Raw genomic sequence first — 24958 nt, forward strand, 5'->3', positions numbered from 1 at the left:
AGTGTCTCGCTTTGATTCACAGCAGCCCATTGAGCTCGCCCCGAGACGATACGCCGAGCTTGGTGAACACCTGGTACAGATGGCCTTCTACAGTTCGCACAGACACCCCAATATCCATCGCGATTTCACGGTTGCTGACACCCTTTCCCGCGAGTTTAGCAATCTGACGTTCCCGTTCGGTCAATACCGGCGCGTCGCTGCGTGGCTGGATGGGTAGTGCGGGGACAGAATGCTCCAACCGTTCGAGCCTGAGCTGCGCCGTTCGGGCCGCCGTGGTTTCGCCGGCGTCCCGGGCGTAGTCAAGCGCCATGGCCACGCATCGGGCTTCAACCACCAGCAAGTCCAGGGATGCTGCGGCATCGGCGGCCGCGAGCAGCGAACGGGAGCTCTTGGTCAGTGCGCCGCGGGCGAGGTCACCGGAGATCTTGGCCAAGGGCCCTTGCCGGCGGCCGGCAATGTCTTCCAACAGCCGGTATTCCTCATCAGTGCCTTCCACGGTGGCCCCGAAAAGGTTGATGCCGGCCGTGGTGAACCGCTGCTGGTCAATGTCGTTGCGGACCCGGGCCAGCAGCCGCTGCTTCACCTCAGGATCCCCCATCCAGCGCCCGGCCATCTCGGCACAGAACTCAGCTACGGATTCGGAGAAGAACGTCCCCACTCCCCTGCATGTCCTGTAGAGGTCAAGGTATCGGCCGGCCTCCACGGAATTGCCCAATTGAGCGTAGGCAAAAGCTGTGGCGGCGTAGGCAACTTTGTTCATGTTCATGCTGGGCCGAAGCTCCAGCTGTGCAACGGCTGATCGCAGGGGTTCAATCGCGCTGGCCGGCTTGCCTGCATAGGCGAACGCGAGCCCGACGCCCAGTTCGGTAAGCGCACCCCGGTATTGAAGTCGCGAGGACCCCGAGGGCGTGCGGCGCATGAGTTCGATGCACTTGCGCCATTGCCCGGACAACAGGAGCACCAGGAATGCATGCTTGGCGAACGATTCTTCCAACTGTGCAAGGCGGCCCGCGTCCCCCAGGTGCCGTGAAACGGTTCGAGCGAGTTGTTGTGCCTCCAACTCCCTGCCCAGCATGCACCGTGCCTCGATCAGTAAAAAGGAGGACTTGAGCCAATGTTCGCGGTCCTCCGCCGGGTCCTTGGCCAGCTCGGCTTCCAAGTCATCAATCATTGCCGCGTACTCACCCGTGTAGGTTTTGTACTCGTAGCTGCAGAGCTGGAGGCGGTTGCGCGCCTTGGTCATGGCCTCTGCCGGATAATTCGCGGCCTTGGCTTCCAGCGCTTCCAGGCCGGCAGCGATCACGCCCGGCACCATTCCTGAACGCCCGTCAATCCACGTCATTGCCTGGCACTTCGCTGCAGTGACTTCCGCGAACTCCAACGGTTCCAGGGCCGCCATGTGGGACTCGGACACCTCATCCAGGGCCTGGACCGCATGCAACGGCAGGTCCAGCATGAGGTAGGCGGCAGCCTTCACTCGCTGCCCGGGCACCCATTCGCTGTTCTTCGGCTCCAACGACAGGGTGCATTGGATGGCAAAGTTGGGGTCGTAGTCATCCAGCGCCGCCCGCCCGGCCGCAAGTGCGTGCGCGGGCGACGGCGCGGGCTCGTCTTCGGAAGCATGCATCCACGCCGCGTAGCTCAGGAGATCCTGCGGCGCCAACGCGTGCAGTTCAGGCTCTGTGGGACCGTGCAGCATGAGCCGCAGCTCGCGCATACGTCGGGTGCTCAACCAGCCGCGGACCACTTCTCCCACGTAGGGGTCCCGGAGCGAGACCCAGTGGTCACCGGTCTTCCCAATAGTCAGCAGTGCCGACTCCTCCATGGCCACCAAAACCTCGGTGCCGAAGATCGCTGCCAAATCCAGCAATGGTGCGCGCTGCGCACAGGCAAGGATTTCGACGACGGTCCTGCTGGCTTGGGGTTCGCGCGCCAGCCTGGAGCGGACAAAGTCCTCCACAACCGTGGCGCCCTCCAGATGGATCCTGTCACGGAGCGTCCAGACGGAATCGTTGAGGACCAGGTTGCCCGTATGCCGCTGCTCCTCAAGAAGGGCATGCAGGAGCATGGGGTTACCACCCACAGCGGAATGCAGTGAGCCCACCAGCGTTGAGGAAACGTAGTGTCCAAGGACTGAGCCGAGGACTTGCTTGGTCTGTTCCTCGCTGAGCGTGTTCAGGTGGACCTCACCCAGCCCTCCTTCAAGGACCAGCCGGTGGAAATCGGCGGGGAGGTCGCTGGCGCGTTGAACGGTGGCGATGATTTTGGCGGTGCCTGTGGCCATGAGGTTCAAAAGGACGCCCGTACTCATCGGGTCCATACCGCCAGCATTGTCCACAATGAACACGGTGTCCCGGCCCGCGGCTTCTGTCCTGATCAAGTTGGTCACTGCGTGCAGGATGGCGGTTGGCGAGCCCACGGCTCCCGACGGCAAGCGGGCCAGCAGGAAGCCGAGGCATCCGTAGGGAGTCTGGCCGCTGGCTACGGTGTTGCGTAGTTGGAGGCTGTGGACTTTGGGGCCCAGGGATGACACCACTGCCCTGGCCAGGCCGGACTTGCCGATTCCCCGTTCTCCGGTGAGGACCACTCCATAGGAGTCAGGTGATTCGAGGTGCTTGCCTGCCTTGGATAAATCGTGGCTCCGTGCCAGCAGTGACCACGTTTGACGGTCTGTTGGGCCGCCCAAGAGATCGGGAGCCGCAGCCCTCGCTGCGCCTCCACCGCTCCTGTTTAGCAACTCCGCCGACATCCGCATCCTTAGCTACACATTCGCGGTAGACCCCCACCGCTTACCTGCGTACCATGCACACTACCGTCGGGCGCCCGCAGTTTGTAGGCCTAAAGGTCCTCGGGACTGTCAGGCTTTCATCAGGCTTTCCTCAAGATTTGCTCAAGCTTTGGCAGGGTGGTGTTTCTGTTGCGCAGCGAGCAGCCCTTGGTCCATCAGCAGTTCCACGGCGTCAGCCGCCTCGTCCACGAGGAACGGCAACTCCTTCTTCTCTGCGGTGGCGAAATCCCGGAGCACGTAGTCTGCCGTTTCCATTCGTCCCGGTGGCCGGCCCACCCCTACTCTGACGCGCAGGTAATCTTTGGTGGCAAGTGCTTTGGAGATGTCCCGAAGGCCGTTATGACCGCCCTCGCCGCCGCCGATTTTTAGCTTGACTGTGTTAAAAGGAATGTCAATCTCGTCGTGGACTGCGATGACGTGGTCCGGCGCGATGTCGAAGAAGTTGCACAGTCCTGCCACGGGTCCGCCGCTGAGGTTCATATATGTCATGGGCTTGGCGAGCACCACGCGGGGACCCCCGATACCCAACCGTCCCTCCACCACCTGGGCGCGGGCTTTGTGGACCTTGAACTTCCCACCCATGCGCGAAGCCAGTTCATCCAGCACCATCTGGCCAACATTGTGGCGGTTGTTGCTGTACTCACTGCCGGGGTTGCCGAGGCCTGCAATCAGCCAGGTGTCAGTCATGGTCTCATCCTAGGTAGCGTGCTTGGATTCAGCAGGAAGTGTGGGCGGTAACGAAGAAAGTGGCCGGGACCCAAGGGGTGCCCGGCCACTCAAAGGCGGAAGCCTCAAGCAGTCAGAAGACTACTCGGCGGCAGCTTCCGTGGTCTCTTCTTCTTCCGAGCTGGCAGCTTCAGCGATGCGGACCACCAGGGTGTCGCCTTCGGTGAGCAGGGTGGAACCCTTCGGCAGGACGAGGTCAGAAGCGTGGATGTTCTCGCCGGCCTTGAGGCCTTCGATGGTGACCTCGACGGCGGTGGGAACGTGGGTTGCTTCAGCCTCAAGGGAAACCGTGGTGGCTTCGAGGCTGGCGACAGCACCCGGAGCAACTTCGCCCGAAACGTGGATGGCGATGTCGACGGTAACCTTCTCGCCGGCCTTAACGGTCTGCAGGTCAACGTGCTCGATGATCTGCTTTACGGGATCGCGCTGGATGTCCTTGACGAGCGTCAGGTGCTGCTCGCCGTCGACGTCGATTGCGAGCAGGGCGTTGGAAACGCGCACAGCCAGGGTGGTTGCGCGGCCCGGCAGGTTGATGTGGATGGGCTCTGCGCCGTGACCGTAGATGACAGCCGGGATCTGGCCGGCCATGCGTGCACGGCGGGCGAAACCCTTGCCGAATTCGGTGCGCAGTTCTGCGGTGAGCTTCTGCTCAGACATGTGTACTCCTTGATTACTGTGGCACCCGGAAAGTCCGGGCTGGTCTATCAGCAAGGGCGGAGGTCTGGAGACCTTCTACGCCCGGCTGAGATCGGCCGCCGAGCAGCCGTTCCGCCTGTGTTGAAGGAGATGCAGACCCAGTCGATAACGGAGACCCGCAACCCTGGTCCACAAAATGCGAACCGGATGTGCTCTCCCTCGCCAAGGTATCCCCAAGAGTTTAGCAGCGCTACGCGCTCTTTCTGAAAACGGCCAACGAAAACGGGCCACCCGCACGCCCGAAGGCGGCGGATGGCCCGCTCAAATCAGCAGTCTGGCGCTACGCCTTGCCGTCGAACAGGCTGGTGACCGAACCGTCGTCGAACACTTCACGGATGGCGCGCGCGATCAAGGGTGCGATCGACAACACCGTCAGCGACGGGAAGCGCTTCTCTGCCGGAATGGGCAGCGTGTTGGTGACCACAACTTCACGGGCACCGGAATCCGCGAGGCGCTGCGCGGCAGGATCGGAGAAGACGGCGTGCGTGCAGGCGATGATGACGTCCTTGGCTCCGGCGTTCTTCAGGACCTGGACGGCGCCGGAGATGGTTCCACCGGTGTCGATCATGTCATCGATCAGAACACAGGTGCGGCCTTCAACCTGGCCAACAACGGTCTTGGAAACCGCCTGGTTGGGGACCGTGAGGTCGCGGCTCTTGTGAACGAACGCGAGCGGGGCACCGCCCAGGCGCTCGGCCCACTGCTCTGCAACCCGGACGCGGCCGGTGTCAGGGGAAACCACGGTGATGTTATCGGCTTCCACCTTGGTGCGGATGTAGTCAGCCAGCAGCGGGATGGCCATCAGGTGGTCAACGGGTCCGTCGAAGAAGCCCTGGATCTGCGAAGTGTGCAGGTCCACGGACATGATGCGGTCCGCGCCGGCGGTCTTGTAGAGGTCGGCAACCAGGCGGGCGGAGATGGGCTCGCGGCCGCGGCCCTTCTTGTCCTGGCGGGAGTACGGGTAGAACGGGGAAACAACCGTGATCCTCTTGGCGGAGGCGCGCTTAAGGGAGTCGATCATGATCAACTGCTCCATCAGCCAGTTGTTCAACGGAGCCGGGTGGGCCTGGATGACGAAGGCATCGGTGCCTCGCACGCTCTCAGCCGAACGGACGTAGATTTCCCCGTTTGCGAAGTCGTAGGCGTCGATGGGCAGGAGCTCGGTCTCCAGCTCCTTCGCGATTTCCTGCGCCAGCTCCGGATGCGCCCTTCCGGCGGCGAGAATCAGTTTCTTCTCGCCGTGTGCGGTAATTTCGCTCATGCCTATTTGCCCTCTTCTGTGGTTGCCGGGGATTGTGAGGATGTGGAGGCGGGCGTCAGCTCGTGCGCGGCCTCTGCCAGCTTTGCGGAGTCGGTGCCCGGACGGTTGGCGATGACCCAACCTTCAGCGTTCCGCTGCGCGGCCAGGCTGAGGGCCAGGGCTCCCGCGGGAACATCCTTGCGGATGACGGCCCCGGCGCCGCTGTAGGCACCGTCGCCAACCGTCACAGGAGCCACGAAGACCGTGTTGGAACCTGTGCGGACGCCCGAGCCGATCACCGTGCGGTGCTTCTTCTCGCCGTCGTAGTTGGCGGTGATGTTGCCGCAACCGATGTTGGTGTCTTCGCCGATCTCAGCATCACCGGCGTAGCCCAGGTGGGACAGCTTGGAGCCACGGCCGATGGTGACGTTCTTTGTTTCGTAGAACGCGCCGATCTTGCCGGTCTCGCCAAGGACCGTGCCGGGGCGAAGGTAAGTAAAGGGTCCAACGCTGGCCTTAGCCCCGATGGTGGCGCCGGAGCCGTGCGTGCGGATCACCTTGGCACCCTCACCCACCTTGACGTCAGTCAGCGTGGTGTCCGGACCCACGACGGCGTCGCGCGCCACAGTGGTGGCACCGTGCAGTTGGGTGTTGGGCAGCAGGCGGACGTCTTCGTCGAGGGTGACTGTGGAGTCGATCCATGTGGTGGCGGGATCCACCACGGTTACTCCTGCGCGCATCCAGGACTCGATGATGCGGCGGTTGTGCTCGGCGCCCAGCGCGGAAAGCTGGATGCGGTCGTTGGCACCCTCAACCTGCCAGCGGTCTTCAGTCACGACGGCGGCCACCCGACCGCCAGCATCGCGGGCCAAGCCGAGGACGTCAGTCAGGTACATCTCGCCCTGCGCGTTATCCGTGGTGACCTTCGCCAGTGCGGTCCGCAGCACGGCGGCGTCGAAAGCGTAGATACCGGAGTTGACCTCGCGGATGGCGCGCTCGGTATCGCTGGCATCCTTGTGCTCGCGAATACCGGTGACGGTGCCGTCCTCAGCGCGGAGGATGCGGCCGTACCCGGTTGCGTCGTCCAACACGGCAGTCAGGACCGTAACGGCGTTGCCTTCAGCCTCGTGCGTCGCCACCAGTTCACCAAGAAGCTGGCCGGTCAGCAGCGGGACATCGCCGTAGGTGACCACCACGGTGCCGGAAAGCTCGGCGTCGGCATCCAAGGCGTTGAGCGCTGCTTCCACTGCGCGACCGGTGCCGGGAACCTCGTCCTGGTCAACAATCAGTGCTTCCGGATCAAGACCGGTGACGTGCTCGGCTACGCGGTCACGCTCATGGCGGACAACCAAGGCCAGTTTCAGTGGATTGATGGCACGTGCGGCAAGAAGGGCGTGGCCAACCATGGAGCGGCCGCCGATTTCGTGGAGGATCTTGGGAGTCCGCGACTTCATGCGCGTTCCGGCACCTGCGGCCAAAACGATCACCGCTGCGGGACCGATGGTTTCGGGGCTCACGTACTGGCTCTCCTTGCTCGGTATGTCCCGGGTAACCCGGCTTCGGAACGCTGCCATCCAACAATGGACCCAGGCACCATGAGAGCCGCTACAGGTACAGAGAAGGAGCGCATTTTCCGACCGTTCCGCCCATAGGATTCGAACCTATACTCCACGGCTCCAAAGGCCGGGGTGCTGCCATTACACCAGAGCGGACCGCGCATGCTTTTGTCCCCCGAATCTTGCGGCCCGGAGGGTTTCCCGGATCACCGGGATGCACACACAAGAATCTAGTTTGCCATGACCACCGCGTGCTTCGCGACTTGACCGCCCCGCATACGCTCCGAGCCTCCCCCTTCCACCCTCCGTGAGCCCCTGCATCAGCCCCTCCAGAGGCTACTTAGGGCATGATGGTCACGTGAGCAACCGCACTGACCTCCCCCGCCCGGCGGCCGCGTCCGAGCCCGCGGAGCACGTCACCCACGCTCCCGCAGTGCGCGTACGGATGACCGGGCAGCAGCGCAAATCCCAGCTCATCGGTGTCGGACGCGCACTCTTTGCAGCCCGCGGACTGGACGGCACCACCATCGAGGAAATCGCCGCCTCCGCCGGTGTTTCCAAACCCGTGATCTACGAGCACTTCGGATCCAAGGAAGGCCTGTACCGGCAGGTGGTGGAGACTGAATTCCATATCCTGCTGGACTCCATCACCGAGGCCCTCAGTACTGAAGCCAAACCCCGGGTGCTGGTGGAAAGGGCGGCGCTGGCCCTCCTGGGGTACATCGAAGACCGCACCGACGGATTCCGGATCCTCATGCGCGACGCTCCGCCCTCGCAGCCCGAGGGCGCCTTTTCCACGCTCCTCTCCCACGTCACTGCCCGTGTGGAACACCTGCTCTCCGACGAGTTCGCGCGCCGGGGGTTCAGCGCGGCCGACGGAGCCATGTACGCCCAGATGCTCGTTGGAATGGTGGCCATGACCGGCCAATGGTGGCTCGACAGCCGCACTCCGGACAAGAGGGCCGTTGCAGCGCACCTGGTGAACCTGGCCTGGAACGGCCTGACGGGGCTGCAAAAAGAGCCCGGGCTCCGCAGCGAGGACTAGGACTATTCCCGCGTTGGGGCCGCCATCCGCGCTGTGGCAGCCATCCTCTGCGTGCTGCTCCTTCGTCGCTTGACGCACGCTGCCGGATGCCAGCCACAACGCTCTCTCACATCCCACCCCCTTGAGCCCCACCCTCTCTCACATCCCACCTGCTTGAGCCCCACCCTCTCTCACATCCCACGTGCTTGATGATTTGTAGGATGTAGTCATGACGGCACCGCAGCTCTATGTCAGCTTCCCCGGGACGGCGCGTGAGGCGCTCGGCTTCTACGCGGAGATTTTCGGCGGGGAACTTTCCTTGTACACCTACGCTGAGTTCAGCCGGACTGACGGGCCGCTTGATGCGATCGCCCACGGCGTCCTGAGTGGGCCGGTTTCACTGGGTGGATCTGACGCTGCGGATGGCGAAAAATCGGTAGCCATGGAAGGCGCCATGCTGTCTTTACTGGGTGCAGCCGCACCACATGTTCTCCACGAGTGGTTCGACAAGCTGGCCGACGGAGGCCGGATCGTGGACCCGCTCGCGCCAAAACCGTGGGGCGCATCAGACGGCCAGGTAGTGGACCGCCACGGGCTGCACTGGCTCATAGGCTACGAACCAGCCCAGTAACCCGAGGATGTGCAAGAGGGATCGCCCCCAAACCCGAGGGATGTGCAAGAGGGATCGCCTCAAGCCTTAGGGATGTGAGAGAGCGTTGGTAATCGGCGGTCAGGCGTTCGGAAGCGGGCGGCTAAGCGACGGCGAAACGCACCAGCTCCGCCCTGCTCGCCGAGGATTTCGTCCTGCTCGCCGAGGATTTCGTCCAGCGCGCCGAGGATTCCGCCCTACTCACCCAGGGTTTCGGCGGCCTCCAGCCATTCGAGCTCCAGGCCCTCTTTTTCCTCAAGCAACTCCTGCAGCTTGGCGTTGAGCTCCCCTAAAGCGTCGAAGTCTCCGGATTCGGACTTCGCAGCCATCTGGGTGTGGAGCTTTTCTTCCTGCTGGGAGATCTTGCCGAGTTGGCGGTCGATCCTGTTGAGGTCCTTCCGGGCTTCACGCTTTTCCGCTTCGCTGGCACCGTATGTAACAGCACCTGACGCGGAGGAACCCGAGGCCGCCGTCGGGGCACTCTGGCCACTGCGGACTGCGCCTGAAGCCAGCGCGGCTTCGCGCAGTTCAAGGTATTGATCCACGCCGCCGGGCAGGCCACGGAGCTTGCCGTCCCCGAGCAGCGCCATCTGGTTGTCGGTGACGCGTTCCAGGAGGTAACGGTCGTGGCTGACCACCACGAGGGTTCCGGGCCAGCCGTCCAGGACGTCTTCGACGGCGGCAAGGGTGTCGGTATCGAGGTCGTTGGTGGGTTCGTCGAGCATGAGGACGTTGGGTTCCCCTACCAGCAGGCGCAGGAGCTGGAGTCGCCGCCGCTCACCACCGGAGAGGTCGCTGACGGGTGTCCACTGCTTTTCCTTGGTGAACCCGAGTTGCTCCACGAGCTGGCCGGCGGTGAATTCTTTGCCGCCCACGTTGAAGGACCGCTTTTCGCGTTCGATGACCTCGATGACGCGAAGGTCGGAGACGTCGTCGAGCTCTTTGACGTCCTGGGTGAGCACGGCGGTGACTACTGTCTTGCCGCGTTTCACCTTGCCTGAGCTGGGCTGGATTTCACCGTTCAACAGCTTCAGCAGAGTGGACTTTCCGGCCCCGTTGACGCCCACCAGGCCAAGCCTTTCACCGGGCGCAAGGCGCAGGGTGATGTTGTCGAACAGCTTCTGTCCCTCGGCTCCGTCGAGGAAGTCCAGCGTCACATTCTCGAGGTCCAGGACGTCCTTGCCCAGGCGTGCGGTGGCCATTTTGCTCAGCGCCACGGAGTCGCGGGGATCCGGCACGTCGGCAATGAGGTCGTTCGCGGCTTCGATGCGGAACTTGGGTTTGGCGGTTCGGGCAGGAGCGCCGCGCCTGAGCCATGCGAGTTCCTTCTTGACCAGCTGCTGACGTTTGCCTTCGACGACGGAGGCCATGCGGTCGCGCTCGGCGCGGGCCAAAACATACGCGGCGTACCCGCCGTCGAACATGTCCACCATGGCGTCGTGGACTTCCCAGGTGTAGTTGCAGACTTCGTCAAGGAACCAGCGGTCGTGGGTAACCACCAGGAAGGCGCCTTGGTTGGCGCGCCAGCGCGTTTTCAGGTGGCGGGCCAGCCAGGCGACGCCTTCGACGTCGAGGTGGTTGGTGGGTTCGTCCAGCATGATGACGTCGTGGTCTTCGATGAGGAGCTTGGCCAGCGCTACACGGCGTTTCTGCCCACCGGAGAGGGCATGAACGTTGGCGTGCCAGTCGACGTCGCCCACCAGTCCGCCCATGACTTCGCGGATTTTGGCGTTGGCGGCCCATTCGTGGTCTGCGCGGTCGCCGACGATCGCAGCGCCCACTGTCAGGTCGCCGTCGAGCACGTCGCCCTGGTCCAGGTAACCGACGTTGACGTCGCCGCGTTTGGTGACGCGGCCGGAGTCGGGCGTCGAACGCAGGGCGAGCAGGCGCATGAGCGTCGATTTACCGTCGCCGTTGCGCCCCACCATGCCGATGCGGTCGCCATCCTCCAAGCCGAGGGTGACGCCGTCGAGGACAGTGCGGGTCGCGAACGAAACCGTGAGGTTTTCGCCGCCAAGCAGGTGGGCCAATGGGTACTACTTTCTACTGCTGGAATGCGGGGGTACAGGAGGTGAGGGGTACTACAGGAGGGTATCGGAGATGATCCGGGCGCCGGGAACGGGACCGTGAACGGCCAGGGCATTGTGTCCGCGGTGGGCCAGTTCTTCCGCAAGAACCGTGGCAGAGACAGAGTCCCGGGCCAACAACGCGATGGTGGGGCCGGAGCCGGACACCATACCGGCGAGGGCGCCGCGCGCTTCACCCAGTCCAATGGTGTCGCGAAGCCGGGGAGCCAGGGTGATGGACGCCCGCTGCAGGTCGTTGATCAGCACCCGGCTGAGGGTCTCAGGGTCTCCGTTGCGCAGGGCCTGGAGGATGGTGGGGTCTACATCAACGGGTTCTGGAATCTCAGCTGCTTCCGAGTCCCGAAGACCGTCAAGCGTGCGGAAAACATCAGGGGTGGACAATCCGTAGTCGGCGAAGACCAGGACCCAGTCCATCTGTGCCTTGGCCAGTGCTGGTGAGAGTTTGTCTCCCACGCCAAGCCCGACGGCGGTGCCTCCCAGAAGCGAAAATGGAACGTCCGCGCCCAGTTCGGCCGCCAGGTGCGCGAGTTCCTCGCGTGAAAGGCCGCTGTTCCAGAGTGCGTCGCACGCCAACAGGGTGGCTGCGGCATCTGCAGAACCGCCGCCCATTCCACCTGCCACGGGAACGCGTTTGGTGATTTCCAGGTGCACACCCGTCGGCTTTTCGGACATTTCAGCCATGATGGCTGCAGCCTTGTAGGCGAGGTTGCGCTCGTCCAAGGGAATGTCCACGCCATCGAGGTCCAGCGTGCTGTCCGGGCTGATGCTGATGGTGATTCCTTCAGCCTCCGTGCTGGTGGCAGCCACTTCCTCATACAGGGAAACGGCCAGGTACACGCTGGCAACCGAGTGGTAACCATCGGGGCGCAACGGACCCACGCTCAGGGAGACGTTGACCTTGCCCGGGGCTTTGACGCGAACCGTGCGGGCATGGAAGCGGTCCCCCACAAACGGGAGGCTGCTGGGTTTACGGCTACCCGGGTTCATGCGTCCACGGGGTGGCGGGCTTCGGCGATCTTGACATAGGCATTGATGTCCAGGACCTCGCCGCGCGCTGTGGGGTCAACACCGGCGGCCACAAGGCACCGCTCAGCTTCGGATGCGCTCCCCGCCCAACCGGCGAGTGCGGCGCGCAGGGTCTTGCGCCGTTGCGCGAACGCGGCATCGATGACGGCGAAGACCTGTTCGCGGGTTGCATGCGTTACCGGGGGCTCGTGCCGGGTGAAGGCCACCAGGCCGGAGTGGATTTTCGGCGCGGGCCAGAACACGTTCATCCCGATCACGCCGGCTTTTCGCATGTGCCCGTACCAGGCCGCCTTGACCGACGGAACACCGTAGATCTTGGAGCCCGGGGTGGCGGCAAGGCGGTCAGCAACCTCATCCTGCACCATGACCAGGCCATGTTGAAGGCTGGGGAAATGCTGCAGCAGGTGAAGCACCACCGGCACGGCCACGTTATAGGGCAGGTTGGCCACCAAAGCGGTGGGAGGCAATGGCAGTTCGGTGACCTTCATGGCATCGGAGAGCACCAGGTGGAAGTTCTCTTCCGCCCCGGGCCGCCACGCGCGCACGGTCTCCGGCAGCTTCGCCGCCAGCACGGGGTCAATTTCGACGGCGACCACCGCCTTGGCCGCGTCCAGCAAGCCGAGCGTGAGGGAGCCGAGGCCTGGGCCTACCTCCAGCACGGTCTCACCGTCGGCGATGTTGGCTGCGGACACAATCCTGCGGATGGTGTTGCCGTCGATCACAAAGTTCTGCCCCAGGGTTTTCGTGGGGCGTACACCGATTTCCTCGGCGAGCCGTCGGATATCTGTGGCACCCATCAAAGGCGCGACGGCGGCGGGTTCGGAATTCGGTTCAGTCACCTAGGTATCGTATCGCCTGTGCGGTGTCAGGCCGCGTGGGCGCAGCCCCAGTCGCTGAGGCCGTTCTTTGCGTAGAGGCGGTTAGCGATGTCAATCTGCTGTGCTTTGCTGGCCAGGCTGGCGTTGGGAGCATAGGCTCCACCACCGTTTGCCAGCCACGTGGGGCTGGAGAACTGCAGTCCGCCGTAGTAACCGTTACCGGAGTTGATGGACCAGTTTCCGCCTGATTCGCACTGCGCAATCCTGTCCCACATGGCTTCGTTCGGGGCGCCCGTGGGGCCGCTGGCTGCGGGGGCAGCGGCTGCTGCTGCCTGCGGTGCGGGAGTGGCGACGGGGCGGGCCTTGGTGCCGACGCTGATCTTCTCAGCTACCGGCTGCGTAGCCACGTTGCTGGATACCAGGGTGCGGGAGGCTTCACGGCCGTCCACGAGGACCAACTTGAACGTCTTGACCAAGGATCCTGCGACGCCTTCCTGGGTCACTTTCTCCTCGCCCTTGAAGAGCTCTGCACTGTCACTCTTGACGCTTTCGAAGGGAACTTCTTCTGTGGCTTCGGCTGTCTTGCTGGTGTCCACGCGGGAGACCTTGATCACCATGTCCTGGACGATGGGAGCATTGCCGGGCTGGGAGATGTGGTCGTTGGCGCCCACGGTGACTCCAGTGTCCTTGAGCACGGTGGCGACGTCGGTCGCCGTCGTGGTGGTGCTGGTGTCCTTGCCGTCAGCTACGACGCTGATGGTCTTGGGAGTGGAAATGGAGACGAAAGAGCCGGTCACTTCCAAGGAGGCTTCCTTGGGCTGGGAGATCTCGGAGGAACTTGCCACGCCGAGTTCGCTCACCAGTCCAGCAACGTCAGGGGATGTGGTGTTGACGGTCTTCCGGGCGCCATCGAGTTCGATGGACACGGCCTTGGCGAGGTTGACGTTGACCACGGAGCCGTTGTCGATCTTCGCGTCGAGTGCCGGTGAAACGCGGTCCGCGTCCTTCAACTCGACCTTGGCCGCCTTGACCACCTGGTCCACAGTGCCGCCGAAGGTCTGGATGGAGCTCACTTTGCCGTCCACGTTGAGGGTGACGGTCTTGTTGTTGCCCACAAAGGCCACAACACCAACCACCAGTGCTGCAACTACCAGCAACTGGGTACCTACTTTGAGGAAGCTGAACTTGCCATCCGTTGTGAAGAACTTGATCACGATCGCCCATTACTCTCAGACCATCCGGGCACGGGGAAAAGCGCAAAAGTAATGCCGACCGCAAAACGCAAGGGCCAGGCAATACGCCTGGTCCCACTCTTGCTGCCGGCATCTGCGCCGCCAAAAAACATTGAACTGATTGCACCGGAATGAACCGGAACAGTTGTCCGAAGGCCTTCCCCGACCCCGGCTATTTGTTTAACACAGTAACCGATCCGTTATAAACGAACCAAGTAACGTGCATACCGGGTATCCAGTGAGACCTCTGGGAGCGGAGTCGAATGAGCCCGCTTAAGCCCAGGATCCGTAGGCATTCAGGGTATTTTCGGCCAATCGCGAACATAGTTCGGACAAGTCATCTCCTGTCACGTCCGCCATGGACCGGACCGTGTAGGGAACCATGTAGCTGGCATTCGGCCTTCCACGGTGGGGATGCGGTGTAAGGAAGGGCGAATCCGTCTCCACCAGAATCCTGCTTGGTTCGGCGACGGCCAGGGCGGCACGGAGGTTCCCCGCGTTCTTGAACGTCATGGTGCCGGCGAAGGACATGTACCAGCCGTTCCGGTTACAGATCCTGGCGAGTTCTTCATCTCCGGAGAAGCAGTGGAAAACCACCCGTTCCGGAGCGCCTTCCTCCTGCAGCACCTGAACAACGTCGTCGTGGGCGTCGCGGTCGTGAATTTGGAGCGTCAGGCCAAGCCGTTTCGCGATGTCGATGTGGCGTCGGAAGGAGTACCGCTGATGTGCCAGCCCCTCACCATGGGTCCGGAAGAAATCCAGCCCTGTCTCACCGATGGCCCGGATGCGCGGATGGCCGGCCAGTTCCTCGATCTCGGCGAGCGCCGATTCCAGCTCCCCACGGGCCGCGTATTCGGGGGCGTCGTTGGGGTGGATGGCCACAGCGCCGAGTAGCCGGGGATCAGCTTCCACGGCCTGCACTGTGAATCTGGACGATTCCAGATCGCATCCCACCTGCACGGCTCCCTGCACGCCCACCGCTTCTGCCGAGTCCATCGCATCCCGGACGGAAACCTCGATCAGGCCGTGCCTGAAGTCCAGGTGCGTGTGGTTGTCCATGACCGCCACGGGGAGCGGCTCCGGCGCTGGCGGGTATTCCCGACGCTGATCTTTTTCTTCTGTTGCATCGGATGGCGCCCTGTAGGGTGCGGGGGCGAGGGAGTTGCACATGCTTCCACCTTAATCGGACTGCGGTCCTCCTTGGGCAACGAGGAAGGTGCGCACCTTAAATTCCATATGGCACATAAATTCGGGAGCGCTATGTCTGCGGCAGCCATTGTCTGGGTAGTCTGGAACGGACAAGCGGCCACCACCAACAGCGTTAAGCGAAGATTGCTGTTGCCTAGGCCACGGCTGAAGGGCGATTCATGGAGTCCAAGCGACAAGTCACCGTTGAACCCTCTCCTGTCCAGGGCGAGGCGTACAGCCCCCTGCCGCGGGATGGCGCGGGACTCAACGGGCATAGGCCGCACGTCATGGACGCGGAGCGGTTCCATGACGCCAGCGAGCGCATCCTGGGTTCCATCAATCAGGTCATTGACGGAAAAGCCGATGCGGCAAAGCTTGCTCTGACGGTCCTCCTGGCCCAAGGTCACCTTCTTCTGGAGGACGTCCCGGGTGTGGGCAAGACCCTGCTGGCAAAGACGCTGGCGCGGAGTGTGGACTGCACGGTGTCTCGAATCCAGTTCACCCCGGATTTGCTGCCCTCCGATGTGACCGGCGTGTCCATCTACAACCAGTCTTCCCGGCAATTCGAGTTCCGCCCCGGCGCCGTGTTCGCGAACATTGTCATTGGCGACGAAATCAACCGTGCATCGGCCAAAACCCAGTCGGCCCTCCTTGAATGCATGGAGGAGCACCAGGTGACCGTGGACGGTCACTCGTACCAGCTGGGTTTGCCCTTCATGGTGGTGGCCACGCAGAATCCCATCGAAATGGAAGGCACATATCCGCTGCCTGAAGCCCAGCGTGACCGTTTCATGGCCCGAATCTCCATGGGCTACCCGGACAAGGATGCCGAGATCGAGATGTTGGAGACCCACCAGGCGTCATCGCCCCTGGTGAAGGTGACTCCTGTGGTGACGGCCGCCGATGTTGCTGCCATGATCGCCACCGTCCAGCAGGTCTACGTTTCAACAGCCATCAAGGAGTACACGGTGGCCATTGGACGGGCCACCCGGGACAGCGCCCGCCTCCGTCTCGGTGCGAGCCCGCGGTCCTTGCTCCAATTGTTGCGGGCGGCCAAGGCCACGGCAGCTTTGGATGGCCGGGATTTTGTCCTCCCGGATGACGTGGTGGACGTGGCCGAGTCGGTGCTGGCCCACCGGATCATTTTGGACCGCAAGGCCGCGAGTTCGGGCGATACACCGCAAAGCATTCTCCGGGGTATTTTCGCTTCCCTGCCCGTTGCCCAGGAACCGCCCGGCGCATGGCGCAGGGACAGGAACAGCGTTTAGGAGACGTGCCCTCATGGCGCTCATGGATCGGCTTCCCAAGCACTTATTCACCAACCGCGGCTGGGGGCTCCTGGCAGCCGGGGCGCTCTCGCTGGGGTGCGCCTACGTCATGGGCAGGCGCGATCTCCTGTCCTTGGCCATTTTGCTGATTCTCCTTCCCTTGGTTGCGCTTGCCGGTGTCAGGGTGCTCAAACCCAAGTTCCAGGTGTACAGGGAGTTCAATCCGTCCACGGTGGAGACCTCAAGCACCACCACTGTTCGCTTGGCTGTTGCCCGTTCCTCGTATGCCACGGGGCAGGTCATTATGGAGGAGCAGTTGCCTCCTCGTTTCGGGGAGCCTCCCGCTTTCCGTTTTCCGGCCAGATCGGCGTCCGGTGGCACCAGCCGCTACGAATATCACCTCCGCTCGGGCAAGCGGGGACAGTTCAGGATTGGTCCGGTCACGGCTGAGTTCAGTGACCCGTTCGGCTTGTCGTTGCGCAGGCACGCCATTGACGACGGCGACATCCTCACCGTGACGCCTGCCGCCGTCGAACTTCCCGTCACCGGCCTCGCCGGTGCGCGCGGCAACGATGGCGTGACGGCCACCCGCATCCGGGCCAATCCCAGCGATGACGACATCATGACCCGTGAGTACAGGCACGGTGACCCCATGCGCCGCGTTCACTGGGCCGCTACCGCACGGCATGGCCAACTGATGGTCCGTCAGGAAGAGTCGGTGACCACACCGGAAGCCACCCTCATCCTTGACCAGAGGTTCTCCGCGTTTGCCGCCGGAAACGGGTCCGTGTTCGGGAGCCGTGACGAAGACTCGGATTTGGTGACCAGTCCCAACTTTGAGTGGATTGTTACGGCGGCGATGTCCATCGCCGCGCACTTGGCGGAACGAAATTACTCCCTGAGGCTCCTTGACTCATTCGGCGGACCGGCGTTCCACCGTTCGCGGTCCGCCACGGATCCGGATGCTGAGGAGTTCCCGGGTGCGGGCGGTCTTCAGGCAATCGCCGAGGCACTGGCGGCCGTGGAGCTCAGCGGTCCCAGGCACATCAGGGCGGAACACCACCGGACCGAGCACGCAGACCACAAATCCGGTTCAGAACACAAAGAAGGCTCCCCCGGCGTAGCCGCAGCAGAGACTGCAGATTCTCCCTTCAACGACCGCCTGATGGACAAACTCTCAGCGCATCGCTTGCGTGGCCCCCTGCTGGCCCTGCTGGGCAACCTGACTCTCGCGGAGGCGCGGGCGCTTGCTCCCGCGGCCGGGTACGGAGCCAATGCCTTCGCCCTGGTGATGACCGATGCTTCACGGAACAATGACGAAGTACTGGAGATTCTGCGCCTGGCAGGGTGGAGAGCGGCCGCTGTCACCTCAAAGACCCTCTTGACTGCAGCCTGGTCAGCCTTTGATGAGGGTGGGATCGTAGCTGCAGCCGATGCAGCTATGGATGTCCGTCGTGGAGCGGCGGTGCCCCGATGACGGCCACGTCCCACCGCGGCTCCCCCAACGCGCCGGTCCAACCCGACGACGGGTCCGCACCGCGACCGTCCGGACCATCACCCCGCGTGAAACCCCCGGGAGCAGGGCCCTATCCATGGGCAATGGCTGGATCAATTGCCGTGGCTGTTCTTGGCGCTGCCTTGTCGCTTAATGGCGTCCTCCGGGGCTGGGCCTGGTTCATGCCGCTGATCACCACAGTGGTGGTGGTTGCGCTGACGCTTGCAGCGCTCCGGGCGCTCCGTGCCCAGCCCTTGCTCGCCACGTTGGCGTCCTTTGCCTCTTTGGCCGGCGTTCTTAGCTTCATTTTCTGCCGTCAGGAAAGCTTGGCGGGGTTCATCCCCACCACCGGAACCTTCACCGCCGTCGGACGCCTTATCAAGCGGGCCGCGGAGACGGTGGTGTCCGAGAGCGCGCCTGTTGCACCCAACGCGGGGATCGTTTTTGTCATGTGCGCCTGCCTGGGCCTCCTGGTGATCTTGATCGATGCCCTTGCCGTTCCCTTGTCCATGCCGGCCGCCAGCGGCATTGGTCTCCTGGCGGTGATGGTGGTCCCGGCCACCATCAAACCCCAGAGCGTGGGAATCGCCGGGTTCATCGGTGCCGCAGTGGGCTACCTGCTGATCCTCGGGTGCAGCCACTGGTTCGCCCCGGACGCCAGGCTGCAGTCCGGTTCGGGACGTGGAGCCGGCCAGTTCAGGCGTTCGGTGGTGACAGGGGGCCTGGCGCTGGCCCTGACCATGACCGTCCCCCTGGTGATTCCCGGCTTCGAAACCGGTACCTTTCCGCAGGGCTCCCGGCTGAGCCCGTGGGGAACTTCCAATGGGCTCAATCCCATGATCACCCTGGGCAACAGCCTCCGCAGCCCCACCGGTTCGGGGCGCATCACGTATGCCACCAGTGCCAGCGCTCCCCTGTACCTAAGATCCGTCACCATTGACAACTTCGACGGCGAAACCTGGGCCCCCGATGATCGGGCCGCCGGGCGCCGGGCGGGTGCGGACAGGATCGAGACCGGATACGCAGTGCAGGGCGAGGTGGTCAACGCCGTGACGTCGGTCAACGCGGGACTGTTTACCAGCCCGTATCTTCCAGCTCCTTTTGCCCCGGCTTCCGTGAACGGCCTCAACGGACGATGGACCTGGGATCCGGCCACGTTGAGCATCATGAGCACGGAGACCACCACCCGCGCGCAACGGTATGTGGTTTTCTCTGCAGCCCCCAAGATCACGGCACAATCCTTGTCCCAGGCCACAGCCGTTCCGCAGGGCATTTCTGAAGACTTTCTGAGGATCCCGGGGAACCTTCCGGACATCGTGCGGCAAACGGCCGATTCTGTCACGGCCTCCGCAGGCAGCAATTACGGGAAGGCTCTGGCCATCCAGAAATACCTGCGTTCAGGCGAGTTCACCTATTCCCTTCAGGCTCCCGTTCAGAACGGTTATGACGGCAATGGTCTCTCGGTCCTGGCTGACTTCCTCGCCGTGAAGAGCGGCTATTGCGTCCACTTCTCCTCCGCCATGGCGGTCATGGCGCGGGCTGAAGGCATCCCCAGCAGGATCGCTGTCGGTTACGCGCCCGGCCGCCTCACGGGTGAGTCGGTGGCCCTTGTGGGTCAGGGATCCTTCCCCGAGTACGAGGTCGACGCCCGGGATGCCCACGCGTGGCCTGAGTTGTACTTCGAAGGCCTGGGGTGGGTCCCCTTTGAACCGACGCCCTCGCGTGGCGTGGTTCCCGAATACGCCACGGAGAGTTCGGTACCCGGCAACCTGAGCACCAATGCCGATGAGAAAGAGGTCCCCACCACCCCTGCCCCCGCCCCGGCTCCTGCCGCCCCGCTCCCCGGCCTGGATACGCCAGCCGCCGGTTCCGCCGCCGTGAACCCGTGGCCGGCCATCGGCGCCGGAGCAGCCGGGGTCTTGGTGCTTGTTGGATTCTTGTGGTCCCCGAGGCTGAGCAGAACGGTTCTCCGGCGACGCCGGCTCAGCCAAAAACCTCCGGACGATGCCGACCTCCCAGGCTATAAGGATCCCGCCCCGGAACTGGCGTGGGCGGAGTTGCAGGATCTCGCCACCGACTACGGCGTGCCATCAAAACCCAGCGAGACGCCGCGGCATTTCTCCGCCCGGTTGCGCTCCAGTTCCGCGCTTGGTGTCACTGGAGGACTCGACGACGCCGCGCATGAGGCAGTCGCGTCCCTCACCTCGGACTTCGAACGGCAGCGGTACGGCCGTACGGGTGCGTCGGCACCGGCAGCGGCCACCCGCGTTGCGGTCATCCGCGAGTCGTTGCGCAACAATGCCCGCTGGCTGGTCCGCTTCCGCGCTGACTGGTTGCCGCCATCCATGATGCGCCGCTGGGTCCACGCACTCGGTGCCCCGTTCCGGGCCGTCGGAAGGTTCGGCAGGGCAACAGCGCGGGCCGTTGCGTTGTCCGGGCGCAGGCTCAAGGGGCTGCTCCCCCAGCGTCGCTAGGTTCCGGACCGCTGATTGGGGTACAGACAGCAAAGGGCCCGACGCCGGAACTTGTGGTTCCGGGGCCGGGCCCCTGTGTTTGTCAGCCGTTCTTGTTGCGAGAGCGGCGAACCGGATCCAGTCCTGCCTAGTCGGCGTACGGGTCCGCGATACCTACGTACTGGGTGTAGAGGTACTCTTCGATGCCTTCGGAACCGCCTTCACGGCCCAGGCCGGACTGCTTGACGCCACCGAAGGGTGCTGCGGCGTTGGAGATCACGCCGGCGTTGAGGCCGAGCATGCCGGTCTCGATCCGCTCGCTGATGCGCAGTCCGCGGTTGAGGTCCTTGGTGAAGACGTAGGCAACCAGGCCGTATTCGGTGTTGTTGGCCAGACGGACGGCGTCATCCTCGGTGGAGAAGGTGATGATGGGCGCTACCGGTCCAAAGATTTCCTCGCGCAGGATGCGGGCATCGGCGGCAACGTTCTTCAGCACGGTGGGCTGGTAGAAGTAGCCGGGGCCCTCGACGGCGGCACCACCGGTGACGGCAGTGGCACCTCCTGCTACGGCTTCGCTGACGAGGGCGTGAACGCCGTCGCGGGCCTTGCCGTCGATCAGCGGGCCCACCTTGGATTCGGCCTCGGTACCGCGGGCGGTGGTCAGGGCACCGATCTTGGCGGCGAACTTCTCCGCGAAGGAATCGGCGATGGACTCGTGCACAATGAAGCGGTTCGCTGCGGTGCAGGCCTCGCCCATGTTGCGCATCTTGGCCGCGATGGCGCCTTCAACGGCCTTGTCCAGGTCGGCGTCTTCGAAAACGACGAACGGAGCGTTGCCACCGAGCTCCATGGAGGTACGCAGGACCTTGTCCGCGGCTTCGCGGATCAAGGCCTGGCCCACCGGGGTGGAGCCGGTGAAGGAAATCTTGCGGAGACGGTCATCCTTGATCAGCGGGCCCGTGACGGCGCCGGCGGTGGAGGTCTGGATGACGTTCAGGACACCGGCGGGCAGGCCGGCTTCCTGCATGACCTGTGCGAACAGCAGGCTGGTCAGCGGGGTCAGGTTGGCGGGCTTGAGCACCATGGTGCAGCCGGCAGCTACAGCGGGGGCGATCTTACGGGTAGCCATGGCCAGCGGGAAGTTCCACGGGGTGATCAGCAGGCAGGGACCCACCGGCTTCTTCTGCACCAGGAGGCGGTTCTTGCCATCCGGAGCTGCAGAGTAACGGCCGGACACGCGGACGGCTTCCTCGGAGAACCAGCGCAGGAACTCGGCACCGTAGGTGACTTCACCACGGGCTTCGGCCAGGGGCTTGCCCATTTCGAGGGTCATCAGCAGTGCGAAGTCTTCGGCACGCTCGGTGACCAGCTCGAAGGCGCGGCGCAGGATCTCGCCGCGTTCGCGCGGTGCGGTGCGGGCCCAATCAGCCTGGGCGGCAGCAGCTGCGTCGAGGGCGGCAGCGCCGTCTTCAGCACCGGCGTCGGAAATGCTGAGGAGGACTTTGCCCGTTGCCGGGTCCTCAACATCAAAGGTCTTTCCGGAACCGGCCGGGCGCCACTGACCGTTGATCAGCAGGCCGGTAGGGACGGAAGCCAGCAGTTCGCTTTCGCGTTCAACCGTGACAGTCATGGCGACTCCTTCGTCTTGGGTGCATTGGAGAATTGCACCACTGGGGTTCGTTGCCGGAAGTGGCTTGAATTACTGCCACGGTACTGCCCCGCGAGAAGCAGTGTCTACGCCTTCACGCACTGCCTCACGGCCGCCGATTTGTGCAGGTGCACAACGGGGTCACCGCGCTGCGAGCACCGCCGAGTAGAGCTCGCGCTTGCTGACCCGGGCCTCCTCGGCCACTGCTGCCACGGCCTCCTTCAGCCGGATGCCTTGGGAAATGAGCTCATTGACCGCTGCAACGTGGTCTTCAGGCTTCCCGGGTTCCTGTTCGGGTGCACCGCCCACTACCACGGCTATCTCCCCACGGACCTCGTTGTTCTCCGCCCACTCCAGCAGTTCACGCAGGGTGCCCCGGATGACTTCTTCGTAGGTCTTGGTCAGCTCACGGCAGACTGCCACCCGGCGCTCGGCCCCGAAGCGCTCGTGCAGCGCCCGCAACATCACTTCGAGCCTGTGCGGAGCCTCGAAGAAGACCATGGTGCGGCGTTCGCCGGCCAGGTCTGCCAGCCGTGAATTCCGGTCCCCCGACTTTCGCGGCAGGAAACCTTCAAAGCAGAAACGGTCGGTGGGCAGGCCTGACAGCGCCAGCGCCGTCAGCACCGCGGAGGGGCCGGGAACGGCAGTAACTGTCAGTCCGGCAGCAACCGCGCCCTCCACCAGGCGGAATCCGGGGTCCGAAACTGCCGGCATTCCGGCGTCGCTGACCATCAGGATGGTCTTGCCCGCGCGGACGTGGTCCAGCAGTTCACCAGTCTTGGCTACCTCATTGTGCTCGTGGTAACTGATGACGCGTCCAGTGACTTCGACACCAAGGGCTGTTACCAGCCGATGCAAACGCCGGGTGTCCTCCGCGGCCACGATGTCAGAGGTGCCAAGGAGCTCGATCAAACGCGCTGAAGCGTCGCCGACGTTGCCGATAGGTGTTGCCGCAAGCACAATCCTGCCAACGCCGGGGGTCGCGCCTGAAGCAGAAGGAGCCTCTTCCAGGTCGTCGTTGAAGGGAGCTTCGTCAGGGGTGCCGCGTTGTTCGTCCACCTGCCAAGCCTAATACCGCACGGGGTTCAAGGATGCAGCCGCGGGGTTCAGGGATACAGCAAGGATGGAAAGGTAGCATGGGCGGGTGAACCAGTCGCCCGTTCCTGCCACCGCTTCCGGATCGCCGGCAGCGTCCCCAGCGAGCCCGGAACCTGGAGACAGCGCGGCGGAGGGCAGCGGTCAGTCGGATACAACGAAACCCGGGGGCACATCACTGGCCAGGCGGAGGGCGGGCTCCATGGGGGCCACGCCTCTGGATGCCGCCGATGACCGCACCGAAGGGCTCCCGCCCGGTCAAGAGCCGCCGGGCCGCGAGCTACCCGGTCATGAGCTGCCCACCGGCGGTTCAACCGCTCGGGTTTCGCCTGGCCGCAGCTTGGAAGGGCACCGTTGGATCGCACGGCCATCCGAGGCCTACACAGCCGCGGCATTGAAGGAACGTCTGATCGGCGCAGCCCAAAGCTGGCGGGACTACCCGGCGTCTTTGCGCTTATGGTTTTGGCTGATCCCTACCCTTACGGCAATCCTGGGCGGCATTCTCCGCTTCTTCCGGCTTGATGCCCCGCACAGCCTGGTTTTCGATGAAACCTACTACGTCAAGGACGCCTACTCCTATGTGGTGAGCGGCTACGAACGCAGTTGGCCGGCCAACGCCAACGACTCCTTCATCGCCGGCAACCCGGATGTTCTCCTCAACACTCCCGAGTACGTCGTCCACCCACCGGTGGGCAAATGGATGATCGCGTTCGGGATGTGGCTGTTCGGTGGAGACAACCCCTTCGGCTGGCGGTTCAGCGCAGCTTTGGCGGGCACGGTGACGGTCTTCCTCGTTTCGCTCATTGCACTGAAGCTGTTCCGCTCACACACCCTCGGGGCCGTTGCCGGTCTCCTGCTGGCCATCGACGGCCACCACCTGGTGCTTTCCCGGACGTCCCTGCTGGACGTATTCCTGGCCCTGTGGATCCTGGCCGCCTTCGGCGCCTTGCTCATGGACCGCGACGACGGCCGCCGTCGTCTGGCTTCCCGGCTTGCCGCGCAGGCGGCTGCCTCGCCGGGTGGCCCCACACCCACCCAGCTGGTGACTGGCCCGTGGCTTGGCATGCGGTGGTGGCGATTGGTTGCAGGTCTTTGCCTTGGCCTCGCTGTAGGGACCAAATGGTCAGCCCTGTTCTTCGTCGCCGCCTTCGGGATCATGACTGTGCTGTGGGACCTGAACGCCCGGCGCATTGCAGGCATCCGGAGCTGGTTCAGCGCCGGCATCATCAAGGACGGCCTGCCCGCGTTCGTGACCATCATTCCGGTCGCTGCCGTCACGTACGTGGCCACGTGGACAGGCTGGTTCCTTTCGAAAGACGCCTATTATCGGCAATGGGCTGTCACCAACCCTGCACCGGGCTGGGATTGGCTTCCCAATTCCGTACGCTCCCTGGCGCATTACCACCTTGAAGCGTACAAATTCCATCAGGGGCTCAGCTCCGACCATCCGTATGAGTCCAGCCCCTGGACGTGGCTCATCATGGGCCGTCCCACCTCGTTTTTCTACCAGACCCCCAAGCAGGGCACTCCCGGCTGCGTCGTTGAGACGTGTTCCTCGGCCATCCTGCCAGTGGGAAATCCGGTGGTTTGGTGGGGCGGGACCATTGCCCTGGTGATCCTGTTGTTCTGGTGGGCCGGCCGCCGCGACTGGCGCGCCGGTGCCATCCTTGCGGGAGTGGCCGCCGGATACCTTCCGTGGTTCATGTACCCGGAACGCACCATGTTCATCTTCTACGCCGTGTCCTTCGAACCGTTCCTGGTTCTGGGCCTGACGTATGTGTTGGGGTTGGTTCTGGGACGTAGCAGCGACCCCGTCTGGCGGCGACGATCCGGTCTCTACATAGTGGCCCTCGTCCTGGTGTTGGCCGTGCTGGCAACGGCATTCTTCTATCCGGTGCTCACGGCGGAGGTCATCAGTTACCAGGAGTGGCGGATGAGAATGTGGATGCCATCGTGGATCTAGGAGGAG

General features: G+C 63.7%; 18 protein-coding genes and 1 tRNA gene. 6 read left to right on the plus strand and 13 right to left on the minus strand.

Annotated features, from left to right (window positions below; genetic code table 11):
* Positions 1–16: 16 nt before the first annotated feature.
* The 6 genes from ACIQH5_RS10625 to ACIQH5_RS10650 form a co-directional block, all read right to left on the minus strand.
* Positions 17–2749, minus strand: coding sequence for a LuxR C-terminal-related transcriptional regulator (locus ACIQH5_RS10625; RefSeq protein ID WP_400402888.1), 2733 nt, complete (start codon positions 2747–2749; stop codon positions 17–19).
* 141 nt (positions 2750–2890) lie between these two features.
* Complete coding sequence (pth, locus tag ACIQH5_RS10630; protein WP_400402891.1) at positions 2891–3475, minus strand: aminoacyl-tRNA hydrolase; 585 nt, start codon at positions 3473–3475, stop codon at positions 2891–2893.
* Between the two features lie 120 nt (positions 3476–3595).
* Positions 3596–4171 (minus strand): 50S ribosomal protein L25/general stress protein Ctc, encoded by a 576-nt coding sequence (locus ACIQH5_RS10635; protein WP_400402893.1) that lies wholly within the window; start codon positions 4169–4171, stop codon positions 3596–3598.
* A gap of 319 nt (positions 4172–4490) precedes the next feature.
* A complete protein-coding gene (locus ACIQH5_RS10640) occupies positions 4491–5471 on the minus strand; it encodes a ribose-phosphate diphosphokinase (protein ID WP_011774071.1) in 981 nt (326 codons plus the stop codon).
* A 2-nt stretch (positions 5472–5473) separates the two neighbouring features.
* On the minus strand, positions 5474–6967 hold the full coding sequence (gene glmU, locus ACIQH5_RS10645; protein WP_400402895.1) for a bifunctional UDP-N-acetylglucosamine diphosphorylase/glucosamine-1-phosphate N-acetyltransferase GlmU: 1494 nt from the start codon (positions 6965–6967) through the stop codon (positions 5474–5476).
* A 123-nt stretch (positions 6968–7090) separates the two neighbouring features.
* Positions 7091–7162: transfer RNA gene (locus ACIQH5_RS10650), tRNA-Gln, on the minus strand.
* Between the two features lie 289 nt (positions 7163–7451).
* Here ACIQH5_RS10650 and ACIQH5_RS10655 point away from each other — a divergent pair.
* Entirely contained in the window at positions 7452–8051 is a 600-nt protein-coding gene (locus ACIQH5_RS10655) for a TetR/AcrR family transcriptional regulator (protein ID WP_400403087.1), read from the plus strand.
* A 208-nt stretch (positions 8052–8259) separates the two neighbouring features.
* Positions 8260–8661 carry a VOC family protein gene (locus ACIQH5_RS10660; RefSeq protein WP_400402898.1) on the plus strand — a complete coding sequence of 134 codons (402 nt, stop codon included), beginning with the start codon at positions 8260–8262 and terminating at the stop codon, positions 8659–8661.
* Between the two features lie 215 nt (positions 8662–8876).
* On the opposite strand, the gene ACIQH5_RS10665 is transcribed toward ACIQH5_RS10660, so the two are convergent.
* From ACIQH5_RS10665 to ACIQH5_RS10685, 5 genes are all read right to left on the minus strand, one after another.
* A complete protein-coding gene (locus tag ACIQH5_RS10665) occupies positions 8877–10709 on the minus strand; it encodes an ABC-F family ATP-binding cassette domain-containing protein (protein WP_400402901.1) in 1833 nt (610 codons plus the stop codon).
* A gap of 51 nt (positions 10710–10760) precedes the next feature.
* Positions 10761–11753, minus strand: a complete 993-nt coding sequence (locus ACIQH5_RS10670) for a 4-(cytidine 5'-diphospho)-2-C-methyl-D-erythritol kinase (protein WP_400402903.1) — start codon at positions 11751–11753, stop codon at positions 10761–10763.
* Positions 11750–12631 (minus strand): 16S rRNA (adenine(1518)-N(6)/adenine(1519)-N(6))-dimethyltransferase RsmA, encoded by an 882-nt coding sequence (gene rsmA, locus ACIQH5_RS10675; RefSeq protein WP_400402906.1) that lies wholly within the window; start codon positions 12629–12631, stop codon positions 11750–11752. The genes ACIQH5_RS10670 and rsmA overlap by 4 nt, the downstream gene beginning before the upstream one ends.
* Positions 12632–12657: 26 nt before the next feature.
* Complete coding sequence (locus ACIQH5_RS10680; RefSeq protein ID WP_400402908.1) at positions 12658–13824, minus strand: transglycosylase family protein; 1167 nt, start codon at positions 13822–13824, stop codon at positions 12658–12660.
* A gap of 291 nt (positions 13825–14115) precedes the next feature.
* A complete protein-coding gene (locus tag ACIQH5_RS10685; protein WP_400402911.1) occupies positions 14116–15012 on the minus strand; it encodes a TatD family hydrolase in 897 nt (298 codons plus the stop codon).
* A gap of 197 nt (positions 15013–15209) precedes the next feature.
* Here ACIQH5_RS10685 and ACIQH5_RS10690 point away from each other — a divergent pair, with 197 nt between their 5' ends.
* The 3 genes from ACIQH5_RS10690 to ACIQH5_RS10700 are packed head-to-tail and all read left to right on the plus strand — an operon-like array spanning position 15210 to position 20267.
* Positions 15210–16298: a MoxR family ATPase gene (locus tag ACIQH5_RS10690; RefSeq protein ID WP_024820140.1), complete on the plus strand. Its 1089-nt coding sequence runs from the start codon at positions 15210–15212 to the stop codon at positions 16296–16298.
* 13 nt (positions 16299–16311) lie between these two features.
* Complete coding sequence (locus tag ACIQH5_RS10695; RefSeq protein ID WP_400402914.1) at positions 16312–17775, plus strand: DUF58 domain-containing protein; 1464 nt, start codon at positions 16312–16314, stop codon at positions 17773–17775.
* Positions 17772–20267, plus strand: coding sequence for a DUF3488 and DUF4129 domain-containing transglutaminase family protein (locus ACIQH5_RS10700; RefSeq protein WP_400402917.1), 2496 nt, complete (start codon positions 17772–17774; stop codon positions 20265–20267). Before ACIQH5_RS10695 ends, ACIQH5_RS10700 begins: the two co-directional genes overlap by 4 nt.
* 127 nt (positions 20268–20394) lie before the next feature.
* Here ACIQH5_RS10700 and ACIQH5_RS10705 read toward each other — a convergent pair whose 3' ends face one another.
* Both ACIQH5_RS10705 and rsmI read right to left on the minus strand, forming a co-directional pair.
* On the minus strand, positions 20395–21876 hold the full coding sequence (locus ACIQH5_RS10705) for an NAD-dependent succinate-semialdehyde dehydrogenase (protein WP_141283012.1): 1482 nt from the start codon (positions 21874–21876) through the stop codon (positions 20395–20397).
* A 159-nt stretch (positions 21877–22035) separates the two neighbouring features.
* A complete protein-coding gene (gene rsmI / locus ACIQH5_RS10710; RefSeq protein ID WP_400403089.1) occupies positions 22036–22905 on the minus strand; it encodes a 16S rRNA (cytidine(1402)-2'-O)-methyltransferase in 870 nt (289 codons plus the stop codon).
* Positions 22906–23038: 133 nt separating this feature from the next.
* On the opposite strand from rsmI, the gene ACIQH5_RS10715 reads away from it, so the two are divergent.
* Positions 23039–24952 carry a dolichyl-phosphate-mannose--protein mannosyltransferase gene (locus tag ACIQH5_RS10715; RefSeq protein ID WP_400402920.1) on the plus strand — a complete coding sequence of 638 codons (1914 nt, stop codon included), beginning with the start codon at positions 23039–23041 and terminating at the stop codon, positions 24950–24952.
* The last annotated feature ends 6 nt before the right edge of the window (positions 24953–24958 follow it).

Source organism: Paenarthrobacter sp. NPDC091711, from assembly GCF_044756605.1.
Lineage (GTDB): Bacteria > Actinomycetota > Actinomycetes > Actinomycetales > Micrococcaceae > Arthrobacter.